At 64.1% G+C, this 22449-nt stretch carries 20 protein-coding genes and 2 tRNA genes; 5 read left to right on the top strand and 17 right to left on the bottom strand.

Going from position 1 to position 22449, the window contains the following annotated elements:
- Nucleotides 1-1947, top strand: a complete 1947-nt coding sequence (gene pknB, locus ACHL_RS00110) for a Stk1 family PASTA domain-containing Ser/Thr kinase (RefSeq protein WP_012630759.1) — start codon at nt 1-3, stop codon at nt 1945-1947.
- A gap of 54 nt (nt 1948-2001) precedes the next feature.
- Here the strand turns inward: pknB and ACHL_RS00105 are convergent, their stop codons facing one another.
- From ACHL_RS00105 to ACHL_RS00095, 3 genes are read right to left on the bottom strand one after another with little or no spacing between them, the layout of a single operon-like run.
- A complete protein-coding gene (locus tag ACHL_RS00105; RefSeq protein WP_012630758.1) occupies nt 2002-2643 on the bottom strand; it encodes an aminodeoxychorismate/anthranilate synthase component II in 642 nt (213 codons plus the stop codon).
- Nucleotides 2640-2810, bottom strand: coding sequence for a hypothetical protein (locus ACHL_RS24420; protein ID WP_012630757.1), 171 nt, complete (start codon nt 2808-2810; stop codon nt 2640-2642). Before ACHL_RS24420 ends, ACHL_RS00105 begins: the two co-directional genes overlap by 4 nt.
- 2 nt (nt 2811-2812) lie before the next feature.
- Nucleotides 2813-3595: a class E sortase gene (locus ACHL_RS00095; RefSeq protein WP_012630756.1), complete on the bottom strand. Its 783-nt coding sequence runs from the start codon at nt 3593-3595 to the stop codon at nt 2813-2815.
- A gap of 165 nt (nt 3596-3760) precedes the next feature.
- Here ACHL_RS00095 and ACHL_RS00090 point away from each other — a divergent pair, with 165 nt between their 5' ends.
- Nucleotides 3761-4012: a cell division protein CrgA gene (locus tag ACHL_RS00090; protein ID WP_012630755.1), complete on the top strand. Its 252-nt coding sequence runs from the start codon at nt 3761-3763 to the stop codon at nt 4010-4012.
- Between the two features lie 48 nt (nt 4013-4060).
- The gene (locus ACHL_RS00085; protein WP_012630754.1) at nt 4061-4669 is read left to right on the top strand and encodes a DNA-3-methyladenine glycosylase I; all 609 of its coding nucleotides are present in this window, start codon (nt 4061-4063) and stop codon (nt 4667-4669) included.
- A 792-nt stretch (nt 4670-5461) separates the two neighbouring features.
- Here ACHL_RS00085 and ACHL_RS00080 read toward each other — a convergent pair.
- Together ACHL_RS00080 and ACHL_RS00075 are read right to left on the bottom strand one after the other, a co-directional pair.
- Complete coding sequence (locus ACHL_RS00080; protein WP_012630753.1) at nt 5462-6340, bottom strand: rhomboid family intramembrane serine protease; 879 nt, start codon at nt 6338-6340, stop codon at nt 5462-5464.
- 9 nt (nt 6341-6349) lie between these two features.
- Complete coding sequence (locus tag ACHL_RS00075) at nt 6350-6895, bottom strand: peptidylprolyl isomerase (protein WP_012630752.1); 546 nt, start codon at nt 6893-6895, stop codon at nt 6350-6352.
- Between the two features lie 155 nt (nt 6896-7050).
- On the opposite strand from ACHL_RS00075, the gene ACHL_RS00070 reads away from it, so the two are divergent.
- Both ACHL_RS00070 and ACHL_RS00065 read left to right on the top strand, forming a co-directional pair.
- Nucleotides 7051-8037: a hypothetical protein gene (locus tag ACHL_RS00070; protein ID WP_012630751.1), complete on the top strand. Its 987-nt coding sequence runs from the start codon at nt 7051-7053 to the stop codon at nt 8035-8037.
- A gap of 136 nt (nt 8038-8173) precedes the next feature.
- Nucleotides 8174-9049, top strand: a complete 876-nt coding sequence (locus ACHL_RS00065) for a glycosyltransferase (protein ID WP_012630750.1) — start codon at nt 8174-8176, stop codon at nt 9047-9049.
- A 16-nt stretch (nt 9050-9065) separates the two neighbouring features.
- Here ACHL_RS00065 and ACHL_RS00060 read toward each other — a convergent pair whose 3' ends face one another.
- The 12 genes from ACHL_RS00060 to dnaA all read right to left on the bottom strand — a co-directional run bounded on the left by ACHL_RS00060 (nt 9066) and on the right by dnaA (nt 22273).
- Nucleotides 9066-10004 carry a DMT family transporter gene (locus ACHL_RS00060; protein ID WP_012630749.1) on the bottom strand — a complete coding sequence of 313 codons (939 nt, stop codon included), beginning with the start codon at nt 10002-10004 and terminating at the stop codon, nt 9066-9068.
- A gap of 92 nt (nt 10005-10096) precedes the next feature.
- Nucleotides 10097-10172 (bottom strand) — tRNA-Ala (locus tag ACHL_RS00055).
- Between the two features lie 72 nt (nt 10173-10244).
- Nucleotides 10245-10361 carry a DLW-39 family protein gene (locus tag ACHL_RS24535; RefSeq protein WP_208858419.1) on the bottom strand — a complete coding sequence of 39 codons (117 nt, stop codon included), beginning with the start codon at nt 10359-10361 and terminating at the stop codon, nt 10245-10247.
- Between the two features lie 68 nt (nt 10362-10429).
- Nucleotides 10430-10503, bottom strand: a tRNA-Ile gene (locus ACHL_RS00050).
- A 98-nt stretch (nt 10504-10601) separates the two neighbouring features.
- The gene (locus ACHL_RS00045) at nt 10602-11261 is read right to left on the bottom strand and encodes a DUF3566 domain-containing protein (RefSeq protein WP_043793641.1); all 660 of its coding nucleotides are present in this window, start codon (nt 11259-11261) and stop codon (nt 10602-10604) included.
- Nucleotides 11258-13888 carry a DNA gyrase subunit A gene (gyrA, locus tag ACHL_RS00040; protein ID WP_012630746.1) on the bottom strand — a complete coding sequence of 877 codons (2631 nt, stop codon included), beginning with the start codon at nt 13886-13888 and terminating at the stop codon, nt 11258-11260. The genes ACHL_RS00045 and gyrA overlap by 4 nt, the downstream gene beginning before the upstream one ends.
- 52 nt (nt 13889-13940) lie before the next feature.
- Nucleotides 13941-16028 (bottom strand): DNA topoisomerase (ATP-hydrolyzing) subunit B, encoded by a 2088-nt coding sequence (gene gyrB / locus ACHL_RS00035; RefSeq protein ID WP_012630745.1) that lies wholly within the window; start codon nt 16026-16028, stop codon nt 13941-13943.
- A gap of 382 nt (nt 16029-16410) precedes the next feature.
- A complete protein-coding gene (locus tag ACHL_RS00030) occupies nt 16411-16968 on the bottom strand; it encodes a DUF721 domain-containing protein (RefSeq protein WP_012630744.1) in 558 nt (185 codons plus the stop codon).
- Nucleotides 16952-18160 (bottom strand): DNA replication/repair protein RecF, encoded by a 1209-nt coding sequence (recF, locus tag ACHL_RS00025; protein WP_012630743.1) that lies wholly within the window; start codon nt 18158-18160, stop codon nt 16952-16954. The genes ACHL_RS00030 and recF overlap by 17 nt, the downstream gene beginning before the upstream one ends.
- A 45-nt stretch (nt 18161-18205) precedes the next feature.
- A complete protein-coding gene (gene gnd / locus ACHL_RS00020; protein ID WP_012630742.1) occupies nt 18206-19090 on the bottom strand; it encodes a phosphogluconate dehydrogenase (NAD(+)-dependent, decarboxylating) in 885 nt (294 codons plus the stop codon).
- Between the two features lie 108 nt (nt 19091-19198).
- Entirely contained in the window at nt 19199-20323 is a 1125-nt protein-coding gene (gene dnaN, locus ACHL_RS00015) for a DNA polymerase III subunit beta (RefSeq protein ID WP_012630741.1), read from the bottom strand.
- 528 nt (nt 20324-20851) lie between these two features.
- A complete protein-coding gene (dnaA, locus tag ACHL_RS00010; protein ID WP_012630740.1) occupies nt 20852-22273 on the bottom strand; it encodes a chromosomal replication initiator protein DnaA in 1422 nt (473 codons plus the stop codon).
- Nucleotides 22274-22449: the final 176 nt, after the last annotated feature.

Below are 22449 nucleotides of genomic sequence, written 5' to 3'. Positions count from 1 at the left end.
GTGAACGAGTCATCGCGCGCACCGCTCCACCGGGAGGACAATGTCCCGGTGGACAACAAGCGTGTCCTGAGCGGCCGCTATGAGCTCGGCGGCCTCATTGGGCGCGGCGGCATGGCGGACGTCTACAGCGGTACGGACACAAGGCTCGGGCGGACGGTAGCCATCAAGATCCTGCGGCCTGATATGGCCCGGGATCCCCAGTTCCAGGCACGCTTCAAGCGTGAAGCACAGTCCGTCGCTGCGCTGAACCACTCGTCCATCGTGGCCATCTACGACACCGGTGAGCAGCAGGTCCACGACGGTTCGGAGGAATCCGTCCGGCTGCCGTACATCGTGATGGAGTTCGTGGACGGCAAGACGCTGCGGGACCTGATCCGGGCCAAGGACGTCAGCATCGGGCAGGCGATCGACTACACGCTGGGCGTCCTGGGCGCCCTCGAATACAGCCACCGTGCCGGCATCGTCCACCGGGATATCAAGCCCGCCAACGTCATGTTCTGCGAGGCAACCAATTCCATCAAGGTGATGGACTTCGGGATCGCCCGCGCTATGGCAGACTCCTCGGCCACCATGACCCAGACGCAGGCCGTGGTGGGCACGGCCCAGTACCTCTCGCCGGAACAGGCCCGGGGTGAAACCGTTGATGCCCGCAGCGACCTGTATTCGGCCGCCTGCCTGCTCTACGAAATGCTGACTTCGAGGCCACCGTTCATCGGCGACAGCCCCGTTTCAGTGGCTTACCAGCACGTCCGGGAAATCCCGGCGCCGCCCAGCAGCATCAACCCCGAGGTCTCATCGGCGCTCGACACCGTCATGGCCAAGGCGCTGCAAAAGAACCGTGATGACCGGTTCCAGGATGCGGCAGCTTTCCAGCGCGCGCTCCGGGCAGCCCGATCCGGAGTGGCGGTGCCCGCCGTGCCGGCCTCCGAAGCCCCCACGGACCCCAACGACCATGTGCCGGCACCGGACAGCCCGCCAACGGAGGCATTCGCTGCCGCCGCAGGAGCCGGTTTCCTGGACGATGCGCCCACCGGCCGCCTCGCCGTCACGGGCAGGGACGACGCCGGCGCCCGGGCACCGCTGAGCGTTGCGGACGAGCCCGGCGAGGCTGAGCCGCTGCCGCTTGGCCTTTCCCCGGAACGCGAGCCTTCCCCGCGGCAGAAGTCCCGCCGTCGGGCGTGGATTGCAACCCTGGTGATCTTCACAGTGCTCATCCTTGCCGGCGGCGGCCTGTGGGTTTACAGCGTGGTGAACCGGCCAGCGCCGCCCCCGCCGAAGGTGGACATCCCCGTGGTGGCCTCCATGACGGAGTCGGCAGCACTGCAGGAGCTGTACAACGCCAACCTGAAACCGAAGATTACGCGCTCACAGAACGACGCCGTCCCCAAGGGCATCGCGATCGGCACCGACCCGGTGTCCGGCCAGAAACTCGATCCAGGCGCAGAGGTGATCCTGAATATTTCCGAGGGTCCCAGCGCAGTGAAGATCCCGGAGACCATCCCCGGTTCCACGGAAGCGGCTGCCCGTGATGTCCTGCGCCAGGTGGGGTTGGTGGGTGCGCCGTCAACCACCACGGCCAACAGCGCAACCGTGCCGGCCGGTATCGTCATCACCACCAGTCCCGCACCGGGGCAAAGTGTGGGCGTTGGCACCACCGTTGAACTGGTGGTTTCCACCGGCAAGGTGGCGGTTCCCGAGCTTCGCGGCCGCACCCGCGAGGAAGCGGAAGCAGCCCTGAAGGACCTGGGCCTGGTGCCGAACGTCGTCGAAGCGGAAAACGGCCAGGTTGAGGCCGGCCGGGTGACGGACCAGAGCGACGCCGTCAATGCCGCAGTGGAGCAGGGAAAGACCATCACGGTGGTGGTGGCCAAGGCACCGCCGCCACCGCCCACCGCGACTCCGACGCCGACCCCCACCTCAACGAAGGGCAGCAGGGACAGGGATTAGCCGGAGCGCCGGCGGGATGGGCCGGCCCAGCCGTTCATCCCGTGGTTAGGCCCCTCAGTGTTGGATCAGTGGGCTCAGCTTGGCTGCCCGCGCAGCAGCGCCCGCCATTCCCAGCGATTCGAGCCAGTTGCCCAGCATCTGGTAACCGCCTTCGGTCAGCACCGATTCGGGATGGAACTGCACTCCGCACAGCGGTGCCGTACGGTGCTGCAGACCCATGACCACGCCGGACGCCGTCTGCGCGGTGACTTCCAGGACGTCCGGGATGGACTCCCGGACTGCCGCCAGGGAGTGGTAGCGCGTGGCGGTGATGGGGGAGGGGAGGCCAGCGAACACGCTGGTGCCGATGTGTTCCACCTGCGAGGTCTTGCCGTGCATGAGCTCGGGGGCGTGCGTCACCGTCCCGCCGAAAGCCTCCGCCAGTGCCTGGTGGCCCAGGCATACGCCGAACATGGGGACACTGTTTTCACCGCACCACTTGATCAGTTCAATGCAGATCCCCGCCTCGGCAGGGTTGCCGGGGCCTGGTGACACCAGGACGCCGTCCCGCGTGCCGGCAAGTTCGATCGCTTCGGCGAGGGTGACGTCGTCGTTGCGGACCACCGTGGTCTCGGCGCCGAGTTCCTGGAGGTAGCCCACCAGGGTGTAGACGAAGCTGTCGTAGTTATCCACCACGAGGATCTTGGTTGTGGTCATGGCTGGCTTGCTGCACCAATCGTTGAGTCAGTGAATTGGGTGTACTCGGACATCCAGGGAAACAGGAACTGCACCATCAATACCAGTGCGGCCGCCACCAGCACCACTGATGTGACGATCCGCAGCCAGAGCGGCCCCGGTAGGTGGCGGAAGATCCAGCCGTACATGGTCAGCCCTTCCCGATCGCGGCCGCCACCTGCGCGGCTATTTCTGCGGGCGGTCCGGCGGAGCCGGGGCGCCAACTGTCCATCAGGGCGTAGGCGATGATGCGTTCCTCCGCACCGAACCGCGGGTTGCAGCTGGTCATGGTGAGGAACCTTTCCGTGGGGGCCACGCCCTGGAGGGTGGGCACCGGGGCCAGGACGTCGGTGCGGGAGGGCATCACGATCTGGTTGTTCCGGAAAACGTAGGTGTAGTAGCCGTCCTTGGTCTGGACGTAGATCTTGTCTCCCGGTACCAGCGTGTGGATGTTATCCAGTACCGCACCGTGGGTTTGCCGGTGGCCGGCAACGGCGAAGTTTCCTACGGCCCCCGGCATGGCAGTCGAGTCGTAGTGGCCCAGGCCAAGGGTGTCCAGGACATCCTGGCTGGTTCCCTGCACGATGGGCCGGGTGTAGTTGGGGCCGAACCTCGGGATGTACATGATGCCGATGGTTCCGGCGTGGCCGGGGGCGGCACCCACCACGGGCTCACCGAAATCCTCGCCCTCTGCGGGCGGGGCTGTGGGCGCCGGAGCCGGTGCAGCGCCGAGGTCCTGGGCGAATTCCTTGATGACTTCGCTCTGCTTGGCGTCGGACTCAACGTTGGTCCACCACAGCTGCCATGCCACGAACAGCAAGAGGATTACACCGGCGGTGATGAGCAATTCACCAACAACCTGTACAGCTCCGCGAAGGATGACGACGCCGGCAGTGGGCGGGGCGGCGGGCCTCGCCTTCTCCTGCAATACCACGCGTTCTCCTCGGGGGCGGTTCCAGTGGGCACCGGCGGCCCGGGAACTCCGGCTAGAATTGGCTGCTAGTAAGAATTGACCAAGATCGAGCAGACCGCTGGCAATTTCCTTCTTGCAGGATATCAAGCCCCGGACGCCGTACTTGACAGCCGCCAAGGAGAGCCAGTGCCCGAGTCAAAGCCCCGTAAGAAGACCGCCAGCACCGCCGAAAAGGCTGCACCGGACGCCTACAAGCCGAATCCTGTGTGGTTCAAGCCGGTCATGTTCGGGCTGATGATCATCGGCCTGTTCTGGATCATCACGTTCTACATCAGCGAGGGCCGTTTCCCCGTTCAGCCGTGGGGCTCCTGGAACATCGTGGCCGGCTTCGGCATCGCCATCGTGGGCTTCATGATGACGACGCGCTGGCGCTCCTGAACCATGCGCTCCACGTACCGCCGCAACCGTTCCTGACGGGGGCCGGACATGTCACCAAGCGCTGACCTCATAGTGGGCGACGACGGCCTGGCACGGCCGGCGTGGGCCTCAACGGATCCGCTGATGCGGACCTACTACGACCAGGAATGGGGCCTGCCCGTCCGCGATGAGCACGGCCTGTACGAACGGATCTGCCTGGAGGGCTTCCAGGCAGGGCTGTCCTGGGCCACGATCCTCCGGAAGCGGCCGGCGTTCCGCGCCGCTTTCGCCGACTTCAATCCCGATGCCGTGGCGTTGTACACGGACGGCGACGTGAACCGCCTCATGCAGGACTCCGGCATTGTCCGGAACCGGCTGAAGATTATTGCCACCATCAAGAATGCCCGCGCCACCATCGCCTTGCGGGAAGAGGGCGGCCTGGTGGACTTCGTCTGGGGATTCCAGCCGGCATCCACCCCACAACCCTTGGCGCACGCGGACATCCCCACGCAGTCGGTGGAATCGGTAGCTCTGTCCAAAGCCCTTCGCCGGAAGGGGTTCGCGTTCGTGGGCCCCACCACCATGTTCGCCCTCATGGAAGCCATCGGCATGGTGGACACACACCTTGTGGACAGCCACCGACGCGGCTCGTCGGGCGTGTGGCCACTGCCGTCCTGAGCCCGGCCTGGCCCCCGCCGCCGACGACCGGCAGCGGGGGTCTGCCGTTTCCGGCGTCTTTTCCTGTGGGGAAAGTTATCCACAGTGTTGATAACCGGTGGTCCGCACTTCTCCTCGCCCATCAGGCCCGCGGAAGCCGGGCTTTCCAGGAAACCCGCGGCTCGGATGCAGTTATTAACACTGTGGAATACCCTGTGGATAAATCGCTTTACCCCGAGTTACCCGCCGGTACCCACAGGACCGTGAGCCTCTATCCCCAGTTCCGTGCACGGAATCAGGCATCAACCAGCACCTCCGCGGGCATCCCGCAGGGCCGGACAGCTTTTCCACTTACCAACACTGCAATACCCACAACTTATCCACAGCTGTGGATTTCGCGGCTGCTGGCGCCCCCAAATCGCCCGGAACCGCGCCATTCCTGGGGATTCTCGCCGACAATCTGATCGCCTGCGAGTTATTAACCGTGTGCATAAGCTGTTGAAGGACGGGGCTCAGGTATCTCCACACAGCCTGGCGGGGCCGAACTCGGCCGAGTTATCCACAGTGACGCCCAGAAACGGCGCGTTTGTCCACTTAAGCACAGGCGTATCCCCAGCAGTTATCCACAGATGTGGAGAAAAACTGCCTCTGTACTGCCCTTCTCCCGCAGTCAGGCGGTTTCGAGGGCCCCAAGCGTTGAACTACACGCTTGTAAGTTATTAACAATGTGGATAAGGGCTGTGGATAAAGAAAACCCCCAGCTTCCAGGGGAGGCTGGGGGTTTCGGACGTCGCACCTGTCCGGCGGGCTGCATCAGATGGTGACGCGCACCCATACTGCCGCTGCAAGGAGCGCCAGGACCGCAAGCAGGCCCACGGCCTGGAGAACACCACGCCGGGGACCCCGCGGCGTGTAAGCGATCACGGCGGCGCACAAGGCTCCCGTGACCAGGCCGCCAAGGTGGGCCTGCCAGGCGATCTGCGGGACCAGGAAGCCAATGGCACCGTTGATGGCAATCAGGATCCACAGCTGTCGTGTATCCCCGCCGCGCTGGCGCTGCACCAGGAGCATCGCACCAAAGAGGCCGAAGATGGCACCGGAGGCGCCTACCACCCCGTACAGGGGCTGGCCGGGCACGTAGAGGGGAGTGAGGAGCAGATATCCCACTGAACCACCCAGGGCGGACAGCAGGTACACCGCCAGGAAACGGACCCGGCCCAGGAGGGGCTCCAGTGCCTGCCCGAAGATCCACAACATGTACATGTTCAAGGCGATGTGCAGGATGAATCCCTGGGAATGCAGGAATGCTGCCGTGAGCATCCGCCACGGCTCAAACTGGCCGTACCGCGGTTCGGCGTAGATGTTGGCAAAGCCCAGGCTTTGGTAGACGGCGTCGTTGGGGATGATCCACTGAAGGACGTACAGCACCGCACAGGCGGCGATGATCCCGAACGTCACCATGGGCTTGCCCGTGGCTACGGCGCCGCCATAGACGGACCGGACTTCCGGCGTCGTACGCCTTGTTTCGTTGACGCAGTCAACGCATTGGAATCCGACGGCGGCCGCCCGCTGGCAGTCGGGGCATGCGGGACGCCCGCACCTCTGGCAGCGCACATAGGAGGGCCTGTCAGGGTGCCGGGGGCATACCGGGACCTGGGCGGACGGCTCGGCCGACGGAATTCCGTAGCTCATGGTGCGGGATTACAGCTGTTCGATATCGATGCTGTTGATGGTGACATCCTCCACCGGGCGGTCGCCCATGCCGGTGCGGACGCCCTCGATAGCGTCAACGACCTTCTTGGATTCGTCGTCAGCCACTTCACCGAAGATGCTGTGCTTGCCCTGCAGCCAGTCGGTGGGGATGGTGGTGATGAAGAACTGGGAACCGTTGGTGCCCTTGCCCATCTGGATGCCGGCGTTCGCCATGGCCAGCTTGTATGGCTGGTTGAAGCTCAGTTCGGGGTGGATCTCGTCGTCAAAGCGGTAGCCGGGGCCGCCGGTGCCGCGGCCCAGCGGGTCGCCGGCCTGGATCATGAAGTCCTTGATGATGCGGTGGAAGATGGTTCCGTTGTACAGCGGGGTGCCGGTCTTGGCCTCGCCCGTCTCCGGGTGGGTCCAGTCCTGCTCGCCGGTGGCGAGTCCAACGAAGTTCTTGACGGTCTTGGGCGCGTGGTTGCCGAAGAGGTTTACCACGATGTCGCCGAGGCTGGTGTGGATGGTTGCTTTTGCGGTTGCGATGGCAGTCATAGGGCCCATTCTTCCATGGCGGACTATGACGTTGGCGGCCCCTGTACCAGTTCCGCGCTGGGTGAAATCGCCCCAAAATCCGCAGGGTGAATAGCCCGTGAAGTCTCAGGCACGTAGGCTAACCACAGCACCGTCATATTAATCGGGAGGTAGTTGTGAAGAAGTCTGATCGTATTGCCCGTGACCTTGAGCAGTCGGTCACCCATGCCGTGGAAAATGCCAAAGACTGGGCAACCCCCCGCGTGGAAGCCGCTGTTGACTGGGCGGTTCCCCGCCTGCAGCACGGCCTGGACACAGCATCACCCAAAATCCAGGAGGGGCTGAAGTCCGCCGCACACAACCTTGCCGACGGCGTGGCCACAGTGACCCCGCGGCTCCAGGACGGCCTGGCCCAGCTGGCGCCCAGGATCAATGACGTGGTCGAAAACGCATCACCCAAGCTCCACGAGGCACTGGACAAGGCCACGCCCGTGGTCCTCAACGCCCGCGACCGCGTGGTGGTTGAATACCTGCCCAAGCTCTCGGACCAGCTCGGTGTCGCCTCCGAGGCCGTGCACCGCACGCTCGAAGGCGCTCCGGCCCGCGTTGATGCCGTCGCCCAGCGGCTGGGGGACGCCGGAATCGTTCACTCCATCCAGGAGCAGGCGCAGGCCACCGGCACCCAGCTGAAGGCAGCTGCCGCCGAGGCAGGCCGCAGCGTGGGCATTCAGCTGGCCAAGCCGGAGCCGAAGAAGAAGCGCGGCTGGCTGGTGTTCGGCGTCATCGCCGCAGCGGTCGCTGCGGGAGTTGCCGCCTGGAAGGCCTCCAAGCCCGTCGAGGATCCATGGAAGACGCCCTCTCCCGTAACGCCCACGCCCGCCCCGGTTCCCGCCACCACGGTCAACGAGGTCAAGGAAACCACCGCCGATGCCGCCGAAAAGGCATCGGATGCGGCTGGCTCCTTCGCTGCGGCCGGTGCCGACAAGGTATCCGAGTCCGCTGATACGGCCAAGGAGAAGGCAGAGGACGCAGCCGACAAGGCCAAGCATGTTGCCGAAGACGCAGCCGACGCCGCTCCCAAGGTGGCCACCGATGCAAAGACGGCCACCCGCAACATCGCCAACAGCATCCACAACGGGGACAAGGGCACCACGCAGGCCTAGTTCCACCCAGTTGGTCCACGCAGGGGCCCCGTTCTTCGGAACGGGGCCCCTGCTGCCGTTTACGGAGGCCCCCGCACTGTTTGGCGGTGGCCGGCCACTCCCGGCCGGGAAGGGCAGCAATGCTAGATTTGGACTGATGTCAGCCGATCAATCCTCTGGGGATCCTTTGAACGACGCAGCCGATTTGCCCCGCGTGTCCGTTGTGATCCCGGCGTACAACGAGGAGAGCGTCATCCGGCAGTGCCTCATCGCTGCCATCTACCAGTCCGTGCCCGCGCACGAAATCATCGTGGTGGACAACCTCTCCACGGACCGGACCGCCGCCATTGTCCGGCAGATGCAGCTGGAGTACCCGGAAAGTCCCATCCTGTTGCTGACCCAGGACAGCGAGCAGGGCCTCATCCCCACCCGGAACTTCGGGCTCGACCACGCCACGGGGGACGTCCTGGGCAGGATTGACGCGGACTCGGTGGTGGAGCCGGACTGGGTGGAGCAGGTCCAGAAGGCATTCCAGGACCACTCGGTGCAGGCGGCCACAGGCCCGGTGGTCTACTACGACATGCCCATGCGGCGCTTCGGGCTCAAGGCCGACGACAAGATGCGCCAGCTCATGCTGAAACTGGCGAAGCAGCAATACCACTTCCTGTTCGGATCCAACATGGCGCTGCGGTCCACCGCGTGGAACACCATCCGCGCCGAGACGTGCCGGGATGAAAAGGATGAGATGCACGAGGACATCGACTTGTCCCTGCACCTGGCCGAGCACGACCTCAAGGTCCAGTACTGGCCGCAGATGGTGTCCGGAATGTCCGCACGCCGCCTCGAGGACTCCCCGCGGGACTATCGCTATTACGTCACCCGGTTCGACCGCACGTACAAGGCGCACAACGTTAAAAAGATGGCGCTGAAGGCGCCCATGGTGGTCTTCTTTTCGGTCTACTTTCCCGCCAAGCTGCTGCGGGCCATCCATACGGTCAACACGGCCCAGCCGGTCCGGCGCGGCGGCCAGTAGCCTGCCTTTGCAGGCCCTAGTCCGTACCGAGCTCCGCGATCCGGTCCGACGCCGGTTCGTCGCCGGGTGCCTTGATCCGGAGCCGTGCCCTTCCGGACCTTTGCCCGGCCACCACGACGGCGAGCCCCACCATGATCAGGCCCAGCCCGGCGTAGGTCCCCGCCGGCAGGGTCTCACCAAGGAACACAGACGCCAGGAAGGCTGCGCCGGGAATCTCCAGCAGGATGATCATGGAGACCAGCAGCGGGCTCATGGTCGCCAGGAGGTGATTGAAGGCGGTATGCCCCACCAGTTGGGCGCACACTGTGATGGCGAGGATCCCCAGCCAGCCTCCGGCGTCGAACCCGGCGAGCGGCTGCCCTGTGGCCAGGGCGAGCACCGCCACCAAGGCCGCACACATGCCGTAGCAGAGCGCCGTGTAGGTGCCGGTGGTCATGCTTTGCCGGGCCTTGCCGCCCGCCAGCGTGTACAGCCCCGCCAAGGCTCCGCCGGCCAGCGCCAGCATGTCACCGAGCAGCGCCTCCGGAGACGACCCCATGTCGAATCCTGTGATGGCGACGACCCCACCGAAAGCGATCCCCAGCCCTGCAAGCACCTGCCAGCGGTGCCGGGTGCCGCGCAGCAGCTGGAAGATGGCAATCCAGGCCGACTGCAGGCACACGAGCGCCGTAGCGGCGGCCACGGACGTGAGCTGGAGGGAGGTGATGAAGCAGGCGAAGTGCAGGGCGAGGGCGACGGCGGCAAGAAGGGACCAGCGGAACTCGCGTCCGGTGATGCTGCCGAACCTGCGCGGCTCTCGGACCAGGGTGGGACCTGCCATCACCACCGCTGCGATGGCGTTGCGCCAGAAGGCGATGGCCAGGGCACTGACGCTGGTGGCCCCAAGGGTGGCTGCGATCAGCGGCCCGGACGATGCAACGCCCAGGACACCCATGGCTGCAATGAACAGGGTCACCGCACTACCCCCTCACGCTATGGCCATCACCTGAAATAAGGCTGACAAAGCAAAAGTCCCGGTCCGCGTTTCTGCGGACCGGGACTTTCTTATGGTGGAGGCACGGGGACTCGAACCCCGAACCCCCTGCTTGCAAAGCAGGTGCGCTACCAATTGCGCCATGCCCCCATAAGAAGCAACCCGTCAATCATACCCTAGAACCGTGGAGCCTTTGACCAGCTCCCGGACCGGGTGTCCAGCCTAGTTCACCGTGTCGGTGGACTTGCTCCAGACATCTTTCCGGGCTTCGGATTCCTGTGCCTTCCGGTAGAGCAGAACGCCTGCGATCGCCGCTGCCAGTACAAGCAACTTCTTCACATGCTCCCCGTTCCGGCCTGCTGCAGTGTTCCGCACACAAACCTCAACTTGAACCTGCACAGGTTCCGTGGGCGTACCAGGACTTGAACCTGGGACCTCTTCGTTATCAGCGAAGCGCTCTAACCGCCTGAGCTATACGCCCCGATGCCTCATCGGGCCGAGACATGACTTTACAGCACATCCCGGCCCGATCTCAAATCGGGCGCTTCCACCGGCTCCGGGGCCGGTGGAAGCGGTGTCCTAATCGTCGGTGAGGGTTACGCCGATGCCGCCCACCAAGGTGGCAGAGATGTTGTAGAGAACAGCCGAGAGCATGGACAACGCGGTCAGCAGGACCACGTTCACCACGGCAATGATCGTGGCGAAGGAGGCCACCTGGCCCAGCGAGGCCACCTTCTTCAGTTCGAAGCCGCCGCCCTCGGAACCTGCCAGCGTGCCGAGCAGGCTGTCCACCTGGTCGAAGATGCCCGTAAGGTCCAGGACGGTCCACAGCACGATGGCCGCCACGACGGTGACGATACCCAGGGCCACAGAGAGCAGGAACGCCATCTTCAGGACGGACCAGGGGTCCACCTTGCTGATGAGCAGGCGGGCACGGCGTGCCTTGGCCTTTGGCGCCGGCTTCACGAGGCCCGGACCGCCTTGGCCCGGGGCACCCTGCGGGCGCGGTCCGGCAGAGGCGGGGCGTTGTCCCTGGGCCGGACGCTGGCCCTGCTGGCTTCCCTGGCCGGGCTGGGACGGGCGCTGGCCGGGAACCGAGGGACGCTGGCCGGGGGCACCTGCTGGCGCGGAGGGGCGCTGCTGCGGACGGACTGGGGCATTCACCCGGGGTGCCGCCGAGGGCCGGTTACCATCGGGAACGGTGCTGTTCGGCTTGGGAAATGAGTCGGAATTACTCACTCGGTTACCTCCGTGTTGTCGTCGTTCGGCTCAGCGTCGCCCGAGGCGTCCTCTGACACAAAGGCCGGTGATTCTTCAGCCAACGTTACGTCATCCTCTGCTGATTCTTCGTCCTCGAGGCCACGTTCGCTGTTGCGGGCAACCTCGATGATGCGGTCGTTCTTGTCCGGCTTGGCAAAGATGACGCCCATGGTGTCGCGTCCCTTTGCAGGGACCCCGGCGACGGAGGAACGGACAACCTTGCCGCCCTCCATGACCACCAGGACTTCATCCTCTTCCTGGACGATCAGGGCGCCCACCAGGTGCCCGCGTTCTTCCTGGTATTTGCCAACCTTGATGCCCAGGCCACCGCGGCCCTGAAGGCGGTATTCCTCCACGGCGGTGCGCTTGGCGTAGCCGCCCTCGGTCACGATGAACACGAAGGAACCGTCGGTGACAACATCGGCGGCCAGCAGTTCATCATCCTCGCGGAACTTCATGCCGGTAACGCCGGATGTGGCGCGTCCCATGGGGCGCAGCGCATCGTCAGTGGCGGTGAAGCGGATGGACTGGCCCATGCGGGATACCAGGAACAGGTCGTCGGTCTCCGAGACCAGCTGGGCGGAGACCAGTTCGTCGCCGTCGCGCAGGTTGATGGCGATGACGCCGGCGGAGCGGTTGGTGTCGTAGTCCTCCAGCCTGGTCTTCTTCACCAGCCCCCGCTTGGTGGCCAGCACCAGGTACGGCGATTGCTGGTAGTCCTTCAGGTCCAGCACCTGGGCGATGTGCTCATCGGGCTGGAAAGCCAGCAGGTTGGCCACGTGCTGGCCCTTGGCATCGCGGCCGGCTTCCATCAGCTCATAAGCCTTGGCGCGGTAGACCCGGCCCAGGTTGGTGAAGAACAGGAGCCAGTGGTGCGTGGTGGTGACGAAGAAGTGTTCCACCACGTCGTCGCCCCGCAGCTGGGCACCCTTGATGCCCTTGCCACCGCGCTGCTGGGAACGGTAGTTGTCGCTCCGCGTCCGCTTGACGTAGCCGCCGCGGGTGATGGTTACCACCATCTCCTCTTCGGGGATGAGGTCTTCCATGGACATGTCACCGTCGAAACCCATGAGGATCTTGGTGCGGCGGTCGTCGCCGTGCTTGTCCACGATTTCGCCCAGCTCGGTGCTGATGATCTCGCGCTGGCGCTCTTCGGAAGCGAGGATCGCGTTGTATTCGGCAATCAGGGCTTCGAGTTCGGAGTGCCTGTCCTGGATCTTCTGGCGTTCCAGTGCTGCCAGGCGCCGCAGCTGCATGTCCAGGATGGCCCGGGCCTGCAGTTCGTCGATGTCCAGCAGTTCCATCAGGCCGTCGCGGGCTGCTTCGGTGGTGTTGGAAGCGCGGATCAGGGCGATGACCTCGTCCAGCATGTCCAGTGCCTTCAGCAGCGCCCGCAGGATGTGCGCTTCCTCTTCGGCCTTGCGCAGGCGGTAGCGGGTCCGGCGTGCAATGACGTCCATCTGGTGCGTAACCCAGTGCCGGATGAAGGCATCCAGGCTCAGGGTACGCGGGACGCCGTCCACGATGGCCAGCATGTTGGCCGAGAAGTTGCTCTGCAGTTCCGTGTGCTTGTAGAGGTTGTTCAGTACAACCTTGGCTACGGCGTCGCGCTTGAGGACAATGACCAGGCGCTGGCCGGTACGGCCGGACGTCTCATCGCGGAGGTCGGCAATGCCCTGGATCTTGCCGTCCTTGACCAGTTCGGCGATCTTGATGGCCAGGTTGTCCGGGTTGGCCTGGTACGGCAGTTCGGTGACCACCAGGCAGGTGCGGTTCTGCAGCTCCTCGACATTGACCACGGCACGCATGGTGACCGAGCCGCGGCCCGTACGGTATGCATCCTCGATGCCCTTGTGGCCGAGGATGGTGGCGCCGGTGGGGAAATCCGGTCCCTTCACGCGGCGAAGGAGTTCCTCCAGCAGCTCCTCGCGGGTGGCTGCCGGATTGGCCAGGTACCACTGCACGCCGTCCGCCACTTCGCGCAGGTTGTGCGGCGGAATGTTGGTGGCCATGCCGACGGCGATACCCGAGGATCCGTTGACCAGCAGGTTGGGGAAACGGGCCGGCAGGATGGTGGGTTCCTGGTTCTTGCCGTCGTAGTTGTCCTGGAAGTCGACGGTTTCCTCGTCGATGTCCCGCACCATCTCCATGGCCAGGGGGGCCATCTTGGTTTCGGTGTAACGGGGGGCGGCCGCGCCGTCGTTGCCCGGCGAGCCGAAGTTGCCCTGGCCGAGGGCCAGCGGGTACCGCATGGTCCAGTCCTGGATGAGGCGGACCAGGGCGTCGTAGATCGCGGTGTCACCGTGCGGGTGGTACTGGCCCATGACCTCACCCACCACGCGGGCACACTTGTTGAACGAACGGTCAGGCCTGTAGCCGCCGTCGAACATCGCGTAGAGAACGCGGCGGTGCACGGGCTTGAGTCCGTCCCGGACGTCCGGGAGGGCTCGTCCCACGATGACGGCCATGGCGTAGTCCAGGTAGGACCGCTGCATTTCCGTCTGCAGGTCCACCTGCTCCACACGGTCAATCAGCACATCGCCTTCAAGAACGGTCTCCGGATTCCCGGCGTCGGTGGCCGGGTTCTCGCGTGTTTCGTCACTCATTATGTTTTTCCGTTTCAGGTATATGTCGGTTGTCGAATATAGGAGCTATGTCCTAGATATCGAGGAACCTGACGTCCTTGGCGTTCTGCTGAATGAAGTTGCGCCGTGACTCCACGTCTTCGCCCATCAGCACCGAGAAGATCTGGTCGGCTGCGAGGGCGTCGTCCATGGTGACCTGGAGCAGTGTCCGGTTGTCCGGATCCATGGTGGTGTCCCACAGTTCCGTGTAGTCCATTTCACCGAGGCCCTTGTAACGCTGGATGCCGTTGTCCTTGGGGATGCGGCGGCCGGCTGCCTGGCCGGAGACCAGTTTGGCGTCGCGTTCGCGGTCGCTGTAGACGTAGTCGTGCGGGGCGTTGGACCACTTGATTCGGTACAGCGGGGGCTGCGCAAGGTAAACGTAGCCGTTCTCGATCAGGGGCCGCATGTAGCGGAACAGCAGCGTCATCAGCAGTGTGGTGATGTGCTGGCCGTCAACATCGGCATCGGCCATCAGCACGATCTTGTGGTACCGCAGCTTGGCGAGGTCGAAGTCCTCGCCGATACCCGTGCCGAAAGCCGTGATCATGGACTGCACTTCGGCGTTGCCAAGGGCCTTATCAAGGCGCGCGCGTTCTACGTTGAGGATCTTGCCGCGCAACGGAAGGATCGCCTGGGTCTCGGGGTTGCGGCCGCGCTTGGCGGAACCGCCTGCGGAGTCACCCTCCACAATGTAGACCTCGCACTTTTCCGGGTCCTTGGACGAGCAGTCGGAGAGCTTTCCGGGCATGCCGAAGGATTCCAGCGGGCTCTTCCGCCGGGCGTTGTCGCGGGCCTTCCGTGCTGCCATGCGTGCCTGGGCGGCCGAGATGGCCTTCCGGATGACATCGCGGGCCGGGCCGGGGTTGCGTTCCAGCCAGTCACCCAGGCCGTCCGTGACTACACGCTGGACGAAGCCCTTGACCTCGGAGTTGCCGAGCTTCGTCTTGGTCTGGCCTTCGAACTGCGGCTCGGAGAGCTTCACCGAAATGACGGCCGTCAGTCCCTCACGGATGTCGTCTCCGGTGAGGTTGTCGTCCTTTTCCTTGATGATGCCCTTTTCCCGGGCGTAACGGTTGACAAGGGACGTCATGGCAGCGCGGAAACCCTCTTCGTGGGTGCCGCCTTCGTGGGTATTGATGGTATTCGCGTAGGTGTGGACACTCTCGGAGTAGGCATTCGTCCACTGCATCGCCATTTCCAGCGCGATCTTGCGGTCCTTGTCCTCCGTTTCGAAAGCGATGACGTCCTCGTGGACCACATCGACCTTCTTGCCGGAGTTCAGGTGCTTGACGTAGTCCAGCAGGCCTTCGTCGTACTGGTACACGACCGTGCGGTGCTCGGCGTTGATTTCGCCTTCGGTGACCATGCCGTCCAGGTCCGGATCGGCGTCGGCTTCTTCCTCGGTGGCCGCGCGCTCATCGGTAAGGGTGATGCGCAGGCCCTTGTTGAGGAAGGCCATCTGCTGGAAGCGTGCGCGGAGTGTTTCAAAATCGAACTCGGTGGTTTCGAAGATCTCCGCATCGGGGTAGAAGGTCTGCGTGGTTCCGGTGCGTTCCGTTTCCTCGCCCTGGACCAGGCTGCCTTGGGGCTTGCCGCCGTTGGCGAAGGACATCCGCCAGACGTGCCCCTGCCGGCGGACCTCTGTATCCACCCGGCTGGAAAGGGCGTTCACCACGGAAATACCAACGCCGTGGAGGCCGCCGGATACTGCATAACCGCCGCCACCGAACTTACCGCCGGCGTGCAGGATGGTCATGACCACTTCAACCGTGGGCTTGTGCTCGGTGGGGTGCATATCCACGGGAATACCGCGGCCGTCATCCACCACTTTGACGCCGCCGTCGGCCTGCAGGACGATCTCGATGTGGCTGCAGTAGCCAGCCAGCGCTTCATCGACCGAGTTGTCCACCACTTCGTAGACCAGGTGGTGGAGGCCGCGCGGGCCGGTGGAACCGATGTACATGCCGGGGCGCTTGCGCACCGCTTCCAGGCCTTCGAGGACAGTGATGTCACTGGCGCCGTACTCCCGTGGGGTGGCCGCTTCCGCCGTTGCGTCAGGACCGCCGGCATCGCCGGCTGCGGGGTCAACTGCCAGAATATCTGTATTGTCGTTAGCCACAGGCGCTGTCGACTCCTCGTTCTCGATGATGGCCGGCCGGTTCCTCCCCTGGGAAATACAGGAAGTCACCTGCCAACAGGCACAAACTTATGGCGCCGGTGACTTGTTGACGTTGTGGGGAGCCGCAGACCGCGGACCGGAGTGCGCGGAAAACGGACTCAGTCAACGTCTCACCCGCGCCCAGTTATCTGCAACAATTCTACCGCGAAGCGCCCCATATCCCCGCATTCCAGGGGCGTGGACGCGGTGCCGTGTGCCTATGGCAGGCCGCTGGCCCCGCCTAGGGCGCCCTAAAGGAACCGCCTCTTGGTGCCTATACAGGCTCCAGCCCTTGCAGGCGCCTACACGGCCGCAGGCCGATTATCAAGGGATTGGCGCCGGGCTATCCGTAGGTATCCCGCGGTCCGCGCCCGTTGACACTCCTGCCGCCCTTGCGCCAACTGGGCGCCGAGGGGCCCAGAACCTGGATGCTGGTGACCACGCCGTCTCCCAGTTCCACCCTGAATTTCTCCAGCAGGCTGGCACTGAGGAGCCGCAGCTGGGTGGCCCAGGCTGTTGAATCGCACCTCACGTGCAGGGTGGTGTCGGTGAAGCTTTCCGGAGTGCAATGTGCAGAGATTTCCGGCCCCACGAGGGTGGCCCATTCGGCCATGACGGAACCGACAGCCACCGGCGATGTCCAGCCCCGCTCGGCCACCAGACGCCCCACCACTTTGCCCAGCCCCAACGGATCGCGGCCTGTGGCATGGAACTGGCTGAACCCGCGGGTGTCCCGGATGCTGCCCCTGGTCTTTTGTTGTCCGGGCCGCTGCGCCTTGCGGCGGATCTCGCCACGGGCGGCGGCGGCTTCGCGCATCCGGTTGAGCGCGGCCTGCGGAGCATCGATCTGGTCGGGATCCCGCCCGGGTTGCAGCCCGCCGACGTCACTCTCCCTGCTCATCGATGCCTCCCGGGACTACTTTCACCCGCCGTCCGGACAGTTCCTCCGGGATATCGGCGTCGACGGCGGCGGTCACCAGGACCTGTTCCGCGCCGGACACTATAGCGGCCAGTTTACGCCGCCGCTGGACGTCCAGCTCGGCAAAAACGTCGTCAAGGATCAGGATGGGGGCGGAGCCGCCGGTACGGGCATCGTCAAGCATGACGTAGTAGGACGCCAGCCGCAGGGAAAGGCACATGGACCAGGTTTCACCATGGGATGCATAACCCTTGGCGGGTGCCTGTCCCAGCACCAGTTCAAGATCGTCGCGGTGCGGACCCACCAGCGAGATGCCTCGCTCGAGCTCCTTCTTCCGTGACTCGCCAAACGCGCGGACATAGCGCTGGGTCAACTCCTCAATGCTGAGTCCGCGCAAATCTTCGGCAGCGGCCGCGTCCCCCGGCCCCGGCCGGCCCGTGGCACCCAACGATGCGCCGTCGTCGTCCATCTGGTTCTGCAGTGTGGACCGGTAGATGGCATCAGCCGGCTTGGACGCATCGGTCAGCTCCGCATAGGCGCGGGCAAGGTGGGGCCGGAGGAGCTCCACCAGTTCGAGCCGTGCGTGGAGGAGCTCCGCGCCGGCCTTCGCCATGTGCTGGTCCCACACATCGAGGGTGGCTTCGTGGGCGGCGGTCACCCGCCCGGCGCGGGCCGACTTCAGCAGGGCGTTGCGCTGTTTGAGCACGCGGTCGTAGTCGCTGCGGGTTGCAGCATGGTGCGGAACCAGGCTGGCGAGCAGTTCGTCAAGGAACCTGCGGCGGTTGGACGGATCCCCTTTGACCAGGGCAAGATCTTCGGGCGCAAAGAGCACCGTCTGGCAGATGCCCAGCAGGTCCCGCGCCCGCACCGGGTTGCTGCGGTTGATGCGGCCGCGGTTGGCCCTGCCGGCGTTTATTTCCAGTTCCAGCACGGTGGTCTGGCCATTGCGCACCAGCCTCGCCCGCACCAGGGCGCGTTCGGTGCCGAACCGCAGGAGCGGGCCGTCGGAACTGACCCGGTGGGAACTCAGCGTGGCCAGGTAACCGATGGCCTCCATCAGGTTGGTCTTACCGATGCCGTTGTAGCCCACCAGTACGGTGACGCCGGGGCTGAGGACAAGGTCCACCTGGGCGTAGCTGCGGAAATCGGTCAGGGAGAGGTGTTCCAGATACACGCGGGCTTCGACAATTCTGGGGACAGCGGCGGTCCCCGGTGGGTGCTACTTGGCGGGACGGGTGGCGTGCCCGCCAAACTGATGCCGGAGTGCGGACACCATCTTCATGGCAGGTGAGCTGTCCTCACGGGACTCAAAACGGGCGAAAAGCGCTGCGGTGATCGCGGGAGCCGGGATGGCATTGGCGATTGCTTCCTCAACGGTCCAGCGGCCTTCGCCGGAGTCCTCCACGTAGTCATCGATATTCTGCAGGCCGGGATCCTCTTCCAGGGCCTTGACCAGCAGGTCGAGCAGCCACGAGCGGACAACCGTACCTTTCTGCCAGGCCCGGAAAGTACCGGGAAGGTCGCTGATGATGTCCTTGGAAGCGAGCAGCTGGTACCCCTCGGCGTATGCCTGCATCAGGCCGTACTCGATGCCGTTGTGGACCATCTTGGCGTAATGGCCCGCGCCGACGCCGCCCACGTGGACGAAGCTGTCCGCGCGGTCACCTTCCGGACGCAGGGCATCGAAGACCGGCAGGGCCAGGTCCACATCCGCAGCGTCGCCGCCGGCCATCAGCCCATAGCCGTTCTGCAGGCCCCAGACGCCGCCGGAAACACCGCAGTCCACGAAACGAATGCCCTTTCCTGCGAGGAGTTCACCATGTTTCTGGTCCTCGGTGAAGCGGGAGTTTCCACCGTCAATCACCAAGTCGCCCTGGTCCAGCTTGCCTGCGAGTTCGGTGATGACAGCATCCGTGACTGCGCCGGCGGGAACCATCACCCAGATCAGCCGCGGTGCAGGCACTGCGGCCAGGAGATCATCGACCGTAGCCACATCGGTCACGTCGGGGTTCCGGTCATAACCCGTGACCTCGATGCCGCCATTGCGCAGCCGCTCGCGCATGTTGAATCCCATTTTGCCAAGGCCGATCAGTCCGATGTGCACGTGAGTCTCTTTTCTGCGCGGTTGGGTGGCGGTGGCTGGGAGCCGATGGGTGGGCCCCGTTGGCGAGGGCCCCGGACTGAGCTTGTGAAGGCTCGGAGCCAATGGGGACTAGTTGGGGAGCCGAACTGGCATCACCAGGTAGCGATAATCATCCTGGTCCTCGCCGTCAGCGTCAGCCTGGGCGGTGATCATGGCAGGCTTGGGCGCCGAGGTGAAGGAGAACCTCACGAACTTGGTTTCGATCACGCTGAGGCCTTCCACCAGGTAGTGAGGGTTGAACGCCACGGTGATGTCGTCTCCGGACAGCTGCGCTTCGAGTTCCTCGGACGCCTGGGCGTCTTCGCCGGTGCCGGCATCCAGGTTTAGCAGACCGGCAGTAAACGCCAGGCGGACCGGAGTGTTGCGTTCAGCCACCAGCGACACACGGCGGACTGCTTCCACGAGTTCCTGGGTTTGGACCGTGGCGTGGATGGGCGTGGATTCCGGGAAAAGCGACCGGATCTTCGGGTAATCGCCGTCCACCAGCAGGGACGTGGTGGTGCGCCCTCCACTTTCAAAGCCAATCAGGCGGGTGTCGTCATCGGACAGTGCCAGGCTGATGTCGCCACTGTTGCCCAGCGTTTTGGCTACTTCGTTGAGTGTTTTGGCCTTGACCAGCGCACTGGTGGAGACGCCGGGAGTGACGGGCTTCCACGGTACCTCGCGCATCGCGAGCCGGTAGCGGTCGGTAGCCAGGAGGGTGATGAGGTCGTCCTCGATTTCCATGCGCACCCCGGTGAGGATGGGCAGGGTGTCGTCCTTGCTGGCGGCAATGATCACCTGGGAAACGGCCTGGGCAAACGCATCACCGGGAACGGTGCCGCTGATGGCGGGAAGTGCGGGAAGAGGCGGGTATTCGGCCTCGGGCATGGTGGCGAGGTGGAAGCTGCTTCGGCGGCAGGTGAGGGTGACCTTGTTGCCGTCGGTTTCGACGTCGACCGGGGCCGAAGGCAGGCTGCGGCAGATATCCGCAAGAAGGCGGCCGGAGACCAGGATGGTGCCTTCGTCACGGATGTCGGCAGTGATCTCGAGGCGCGCTGACGTCTCGTAATCGAAACTCGAAAGGCTGACGGTTCCGGCTTCCGCCTTGAGGAGAAGGCCGGAGAGGACAGGCACTGGCGGCCGCGGAGACAACGAGCGGGCTGTCCAGGTAACGGCTTCTGCCAGGACGTCCCGATCGACTCTGAACTTCACGGAGGGATGCCGCCTTTCATTGCTGCTGCCAAGTAGGCCGGAACCTCCGCAGGGGCGATTCCGGAAAATGTTGCACCCGATTCCGGCAGGTGCATGGTCCGTGCTGAACGGAAACCACACAAAAACCCGGGGATGGGAGCGCTGCTGACAGCTTAGCCGGAAGATCCGGGATTAACCCATCCCCCAAAACCTCCCCGGCCCCTTCAGGGGGCCGATGGTCCCTGCACGGAGCGAGGGGAAGGATCTTGTTGTTTGAGGGATTTTCAATTTTTTGGGATTCGTAGTGTTAATAACTGCTGTGGAAACTGTGGATAACCCCGTCTCGCGGCGGAGATCCGCGGTTAAGCCCTGTTCACGGACTGTGAGTTAACTGGGTTTTAAACAGGGTGTGGATGGGGACAACGCAGAGGCCTGTTTTTAACGATCCACAGACGCCTTAAGGGTTTTAAGCCCATTAATTGCGCTTGTCCCCTTAAGTATCCACAGGCTTATCCACATGCACCTGTTAATAAGGTATAGAGGCGGGGATCAGGAGTCGCGCTGCTGCTGCTTGATGCGGTTGGTCAGCTCCGTGACCTGGTTGTAGATCACACGCCGCTCTGCCATCAGTTCACGGATTTTCCGGTCCGCGTGGATGACTGTGGTGTGATCGCGGCCGCCGAGCTCCTGGCCGATCTTGGGAAGGGACATGTCCGTCAGCTCGCGGCAGAGGTACATGGCAATTTGCCGGGCGGTGACCAGCGTCCGGGTCCGGGACTTGCTGCAGAGCTCCTCCATGCTGAGCTTGAAGTAGTCCGCGGTTTGCTGCAGGATCTGGCCGGAGGTGATTTCCTGGGCGCCGTCATCCGTGATGAGGTCCTTCAGGACCATTTCGGCGAGGGCAACATCCACGGGCTGCCGGTTCAGGCTGGCGAATGCGGTGACGCGGATCAGCGCGCCCTCAAGTTCGCGGATGTTGCTGGAGATCTTGGATGCGATGTACTCCAGCGCGTCGTCCGGCGCGGACAGTCCTTCACTGAGGGCTTTTTTGCGGAGGATGGCGATCCGGGTTTCCAGTTCGGGGGGCTGGATGTCCGTCAACAGGCCCCACTCAAAGCGTGACTTCATCCGGTCCTCGAAGCCGGCAAGCAGTTTGGGCGGCTGGTCGGAGGTGATCACCACTTGCTTGTTGTTGTTGTGCAGCGAGTTGAAGGTGTGGAAGAACTCTTCCAGGGTCCGGTCCTTGCCGGCGAGGAACTGGATGTCGTCAATGAGCAGGACGTCCACGTTCCGGTATGTGGTCTTGAAGCTGGCGCCCTCATCGTCGCGGATCGAGTTGATGAAGTCGTTGGTGAACTCTTCGGAATTTACGTACCGAACCCGGATACCGCTGTAGAGCCGGCGGGCGTAGTGCCCGATCGCATGCAGCAAGTGCGTCTTGCCGAGGCCGGAGTCGCCATAGATGAACAGCGGGTTGTAGGCCTTGGCAGGGGCTTCGGCGACGGCGACGGCGGCGGCATGGGCGAAACGGTTGGATGAACCGATCACGAACGTGTCGAAAACGTACTTGGGGTTGAGGCGGCCAAATTCGTGGGAGGTGCTCGGCAGCATGGGCTGCGGCTTCTGCTCGATCAGCTGGTCCTGCGCGTAGGCAGGTTCAACCACAGGCTCAGGCTCTTTGTGGATGGGAACCAGATCGGTGTCGACGTCAATGGCACACCTGATGTCCTCGGAGAAGACGTTATGCAGGGCGTCGTCCAAGGCATCCTTGACCTGCGTCTGCAGCACCTCGCGGGTGAGTTCATTGGGAACGGCAACCAGGAGGGTGGATCCGATCAGGCCCTGGGCCTGGGCGAGGATGACAAAGCCACGCTGGCGCGGTGTTACCCGGTGGTCGTTCTCCAGCAGGCTGATGACCCGCCGCCAGGAACTTCCGACAGTATTGGCGTGGTTGGCTTCGTCTACTGTCATCAATCGGTTCCCTCAAAACTTGCTTTGCCCTGCATTACCTGCAGCCCCGGCCCCGGAACCAAGATGCTGGCCCAGCTTCATCCACAGGGTTATGCACAGTCCGTGGATAATCGGCTACTGAGCCACTCTAGGGGATGAAAAGCCTAGAAGATAGCTGGGAAACTGCTTGTGGATAA

The sequence above is a fragment of the Pseudarthrobacter chlorophenolicus A6 genome (genome assembly GCF_000022025.1).
Taxonomy (GTDB): Bacteria; Actinomycetota; Actinomycetes; order Actinomycetales; family Micrococcaceae; genus Arthrobacter; species Arthrobacter chlorophenolicus.
This window is presented reverse-complemented; position numbering and strand designations above follow the sequence as displayed.

Bases quoted from the DNA above. Each gene is read 5' to 3' on its own strand.
- ACHL_RS00105 (WP_012630758.1), bottom strand. From the start codon at position 2,643: ATGACCACAACCAAGATCCTCGTGGTGGATAACTACGACAGCTTCGTC.
- ACHL_RS24420 (WP_012630757.1), bottom strand. From the start codon at position 2,810: ATGTACGGCTGGATCTTCCGCCACCTACCGGGGCCGCTCTGGCTGCGG.
- ACHL_RS00085 (WP_012630754.1), top strand. From the start codon at position 4,061: ATGTCACCAAGCGCTGACCTCATAGTGGGCGACGACGGCCTGGCACGG.
- ACHL_RS00080 (WP_012630753.1), bottom strand. From the start codon at position 6,340: ATGAGCTACGGAATTCCGTCGGCCGAGCCGTCCGCCCAGGTCCCGGTA.
- ACHL_RS00075 (WP_012630752.1), bottom strand. From the start codon at position 6,895: ATGACTGCCATCGCAACCGCAAAAGCAACCATCCACACCAGCCTCGGC.
- ACHL_RS00065 (WP_012630750.1), top strand. From the start codon at position 8,174: ATGTCAGCCGATCAATCCTCTGGGGATCCTTTGAACGACGCAGCCGAT.
- gyrA (WP_012630746.1), bottom strand. From the start codon at position 13,888: ATGAGTGACGAAACACGCGAGAACCCGGCCACCGACGCCGGGAATCCG.
- ACHL_RS00030 (WP_012630744.1), bottom strand. From the start codon at position 16,968: ATGAGCAGGGAGAGTGACGTCGGCGGGCTGCAACCCGGGCGGGATCCC.
- dnaA (WP_012630740.1), bottom strand. From the start codon at position 22,273: ATGACAGTAGACGAAGCCAACCACGCCAATACTGTCGGAAGTTCCTGG.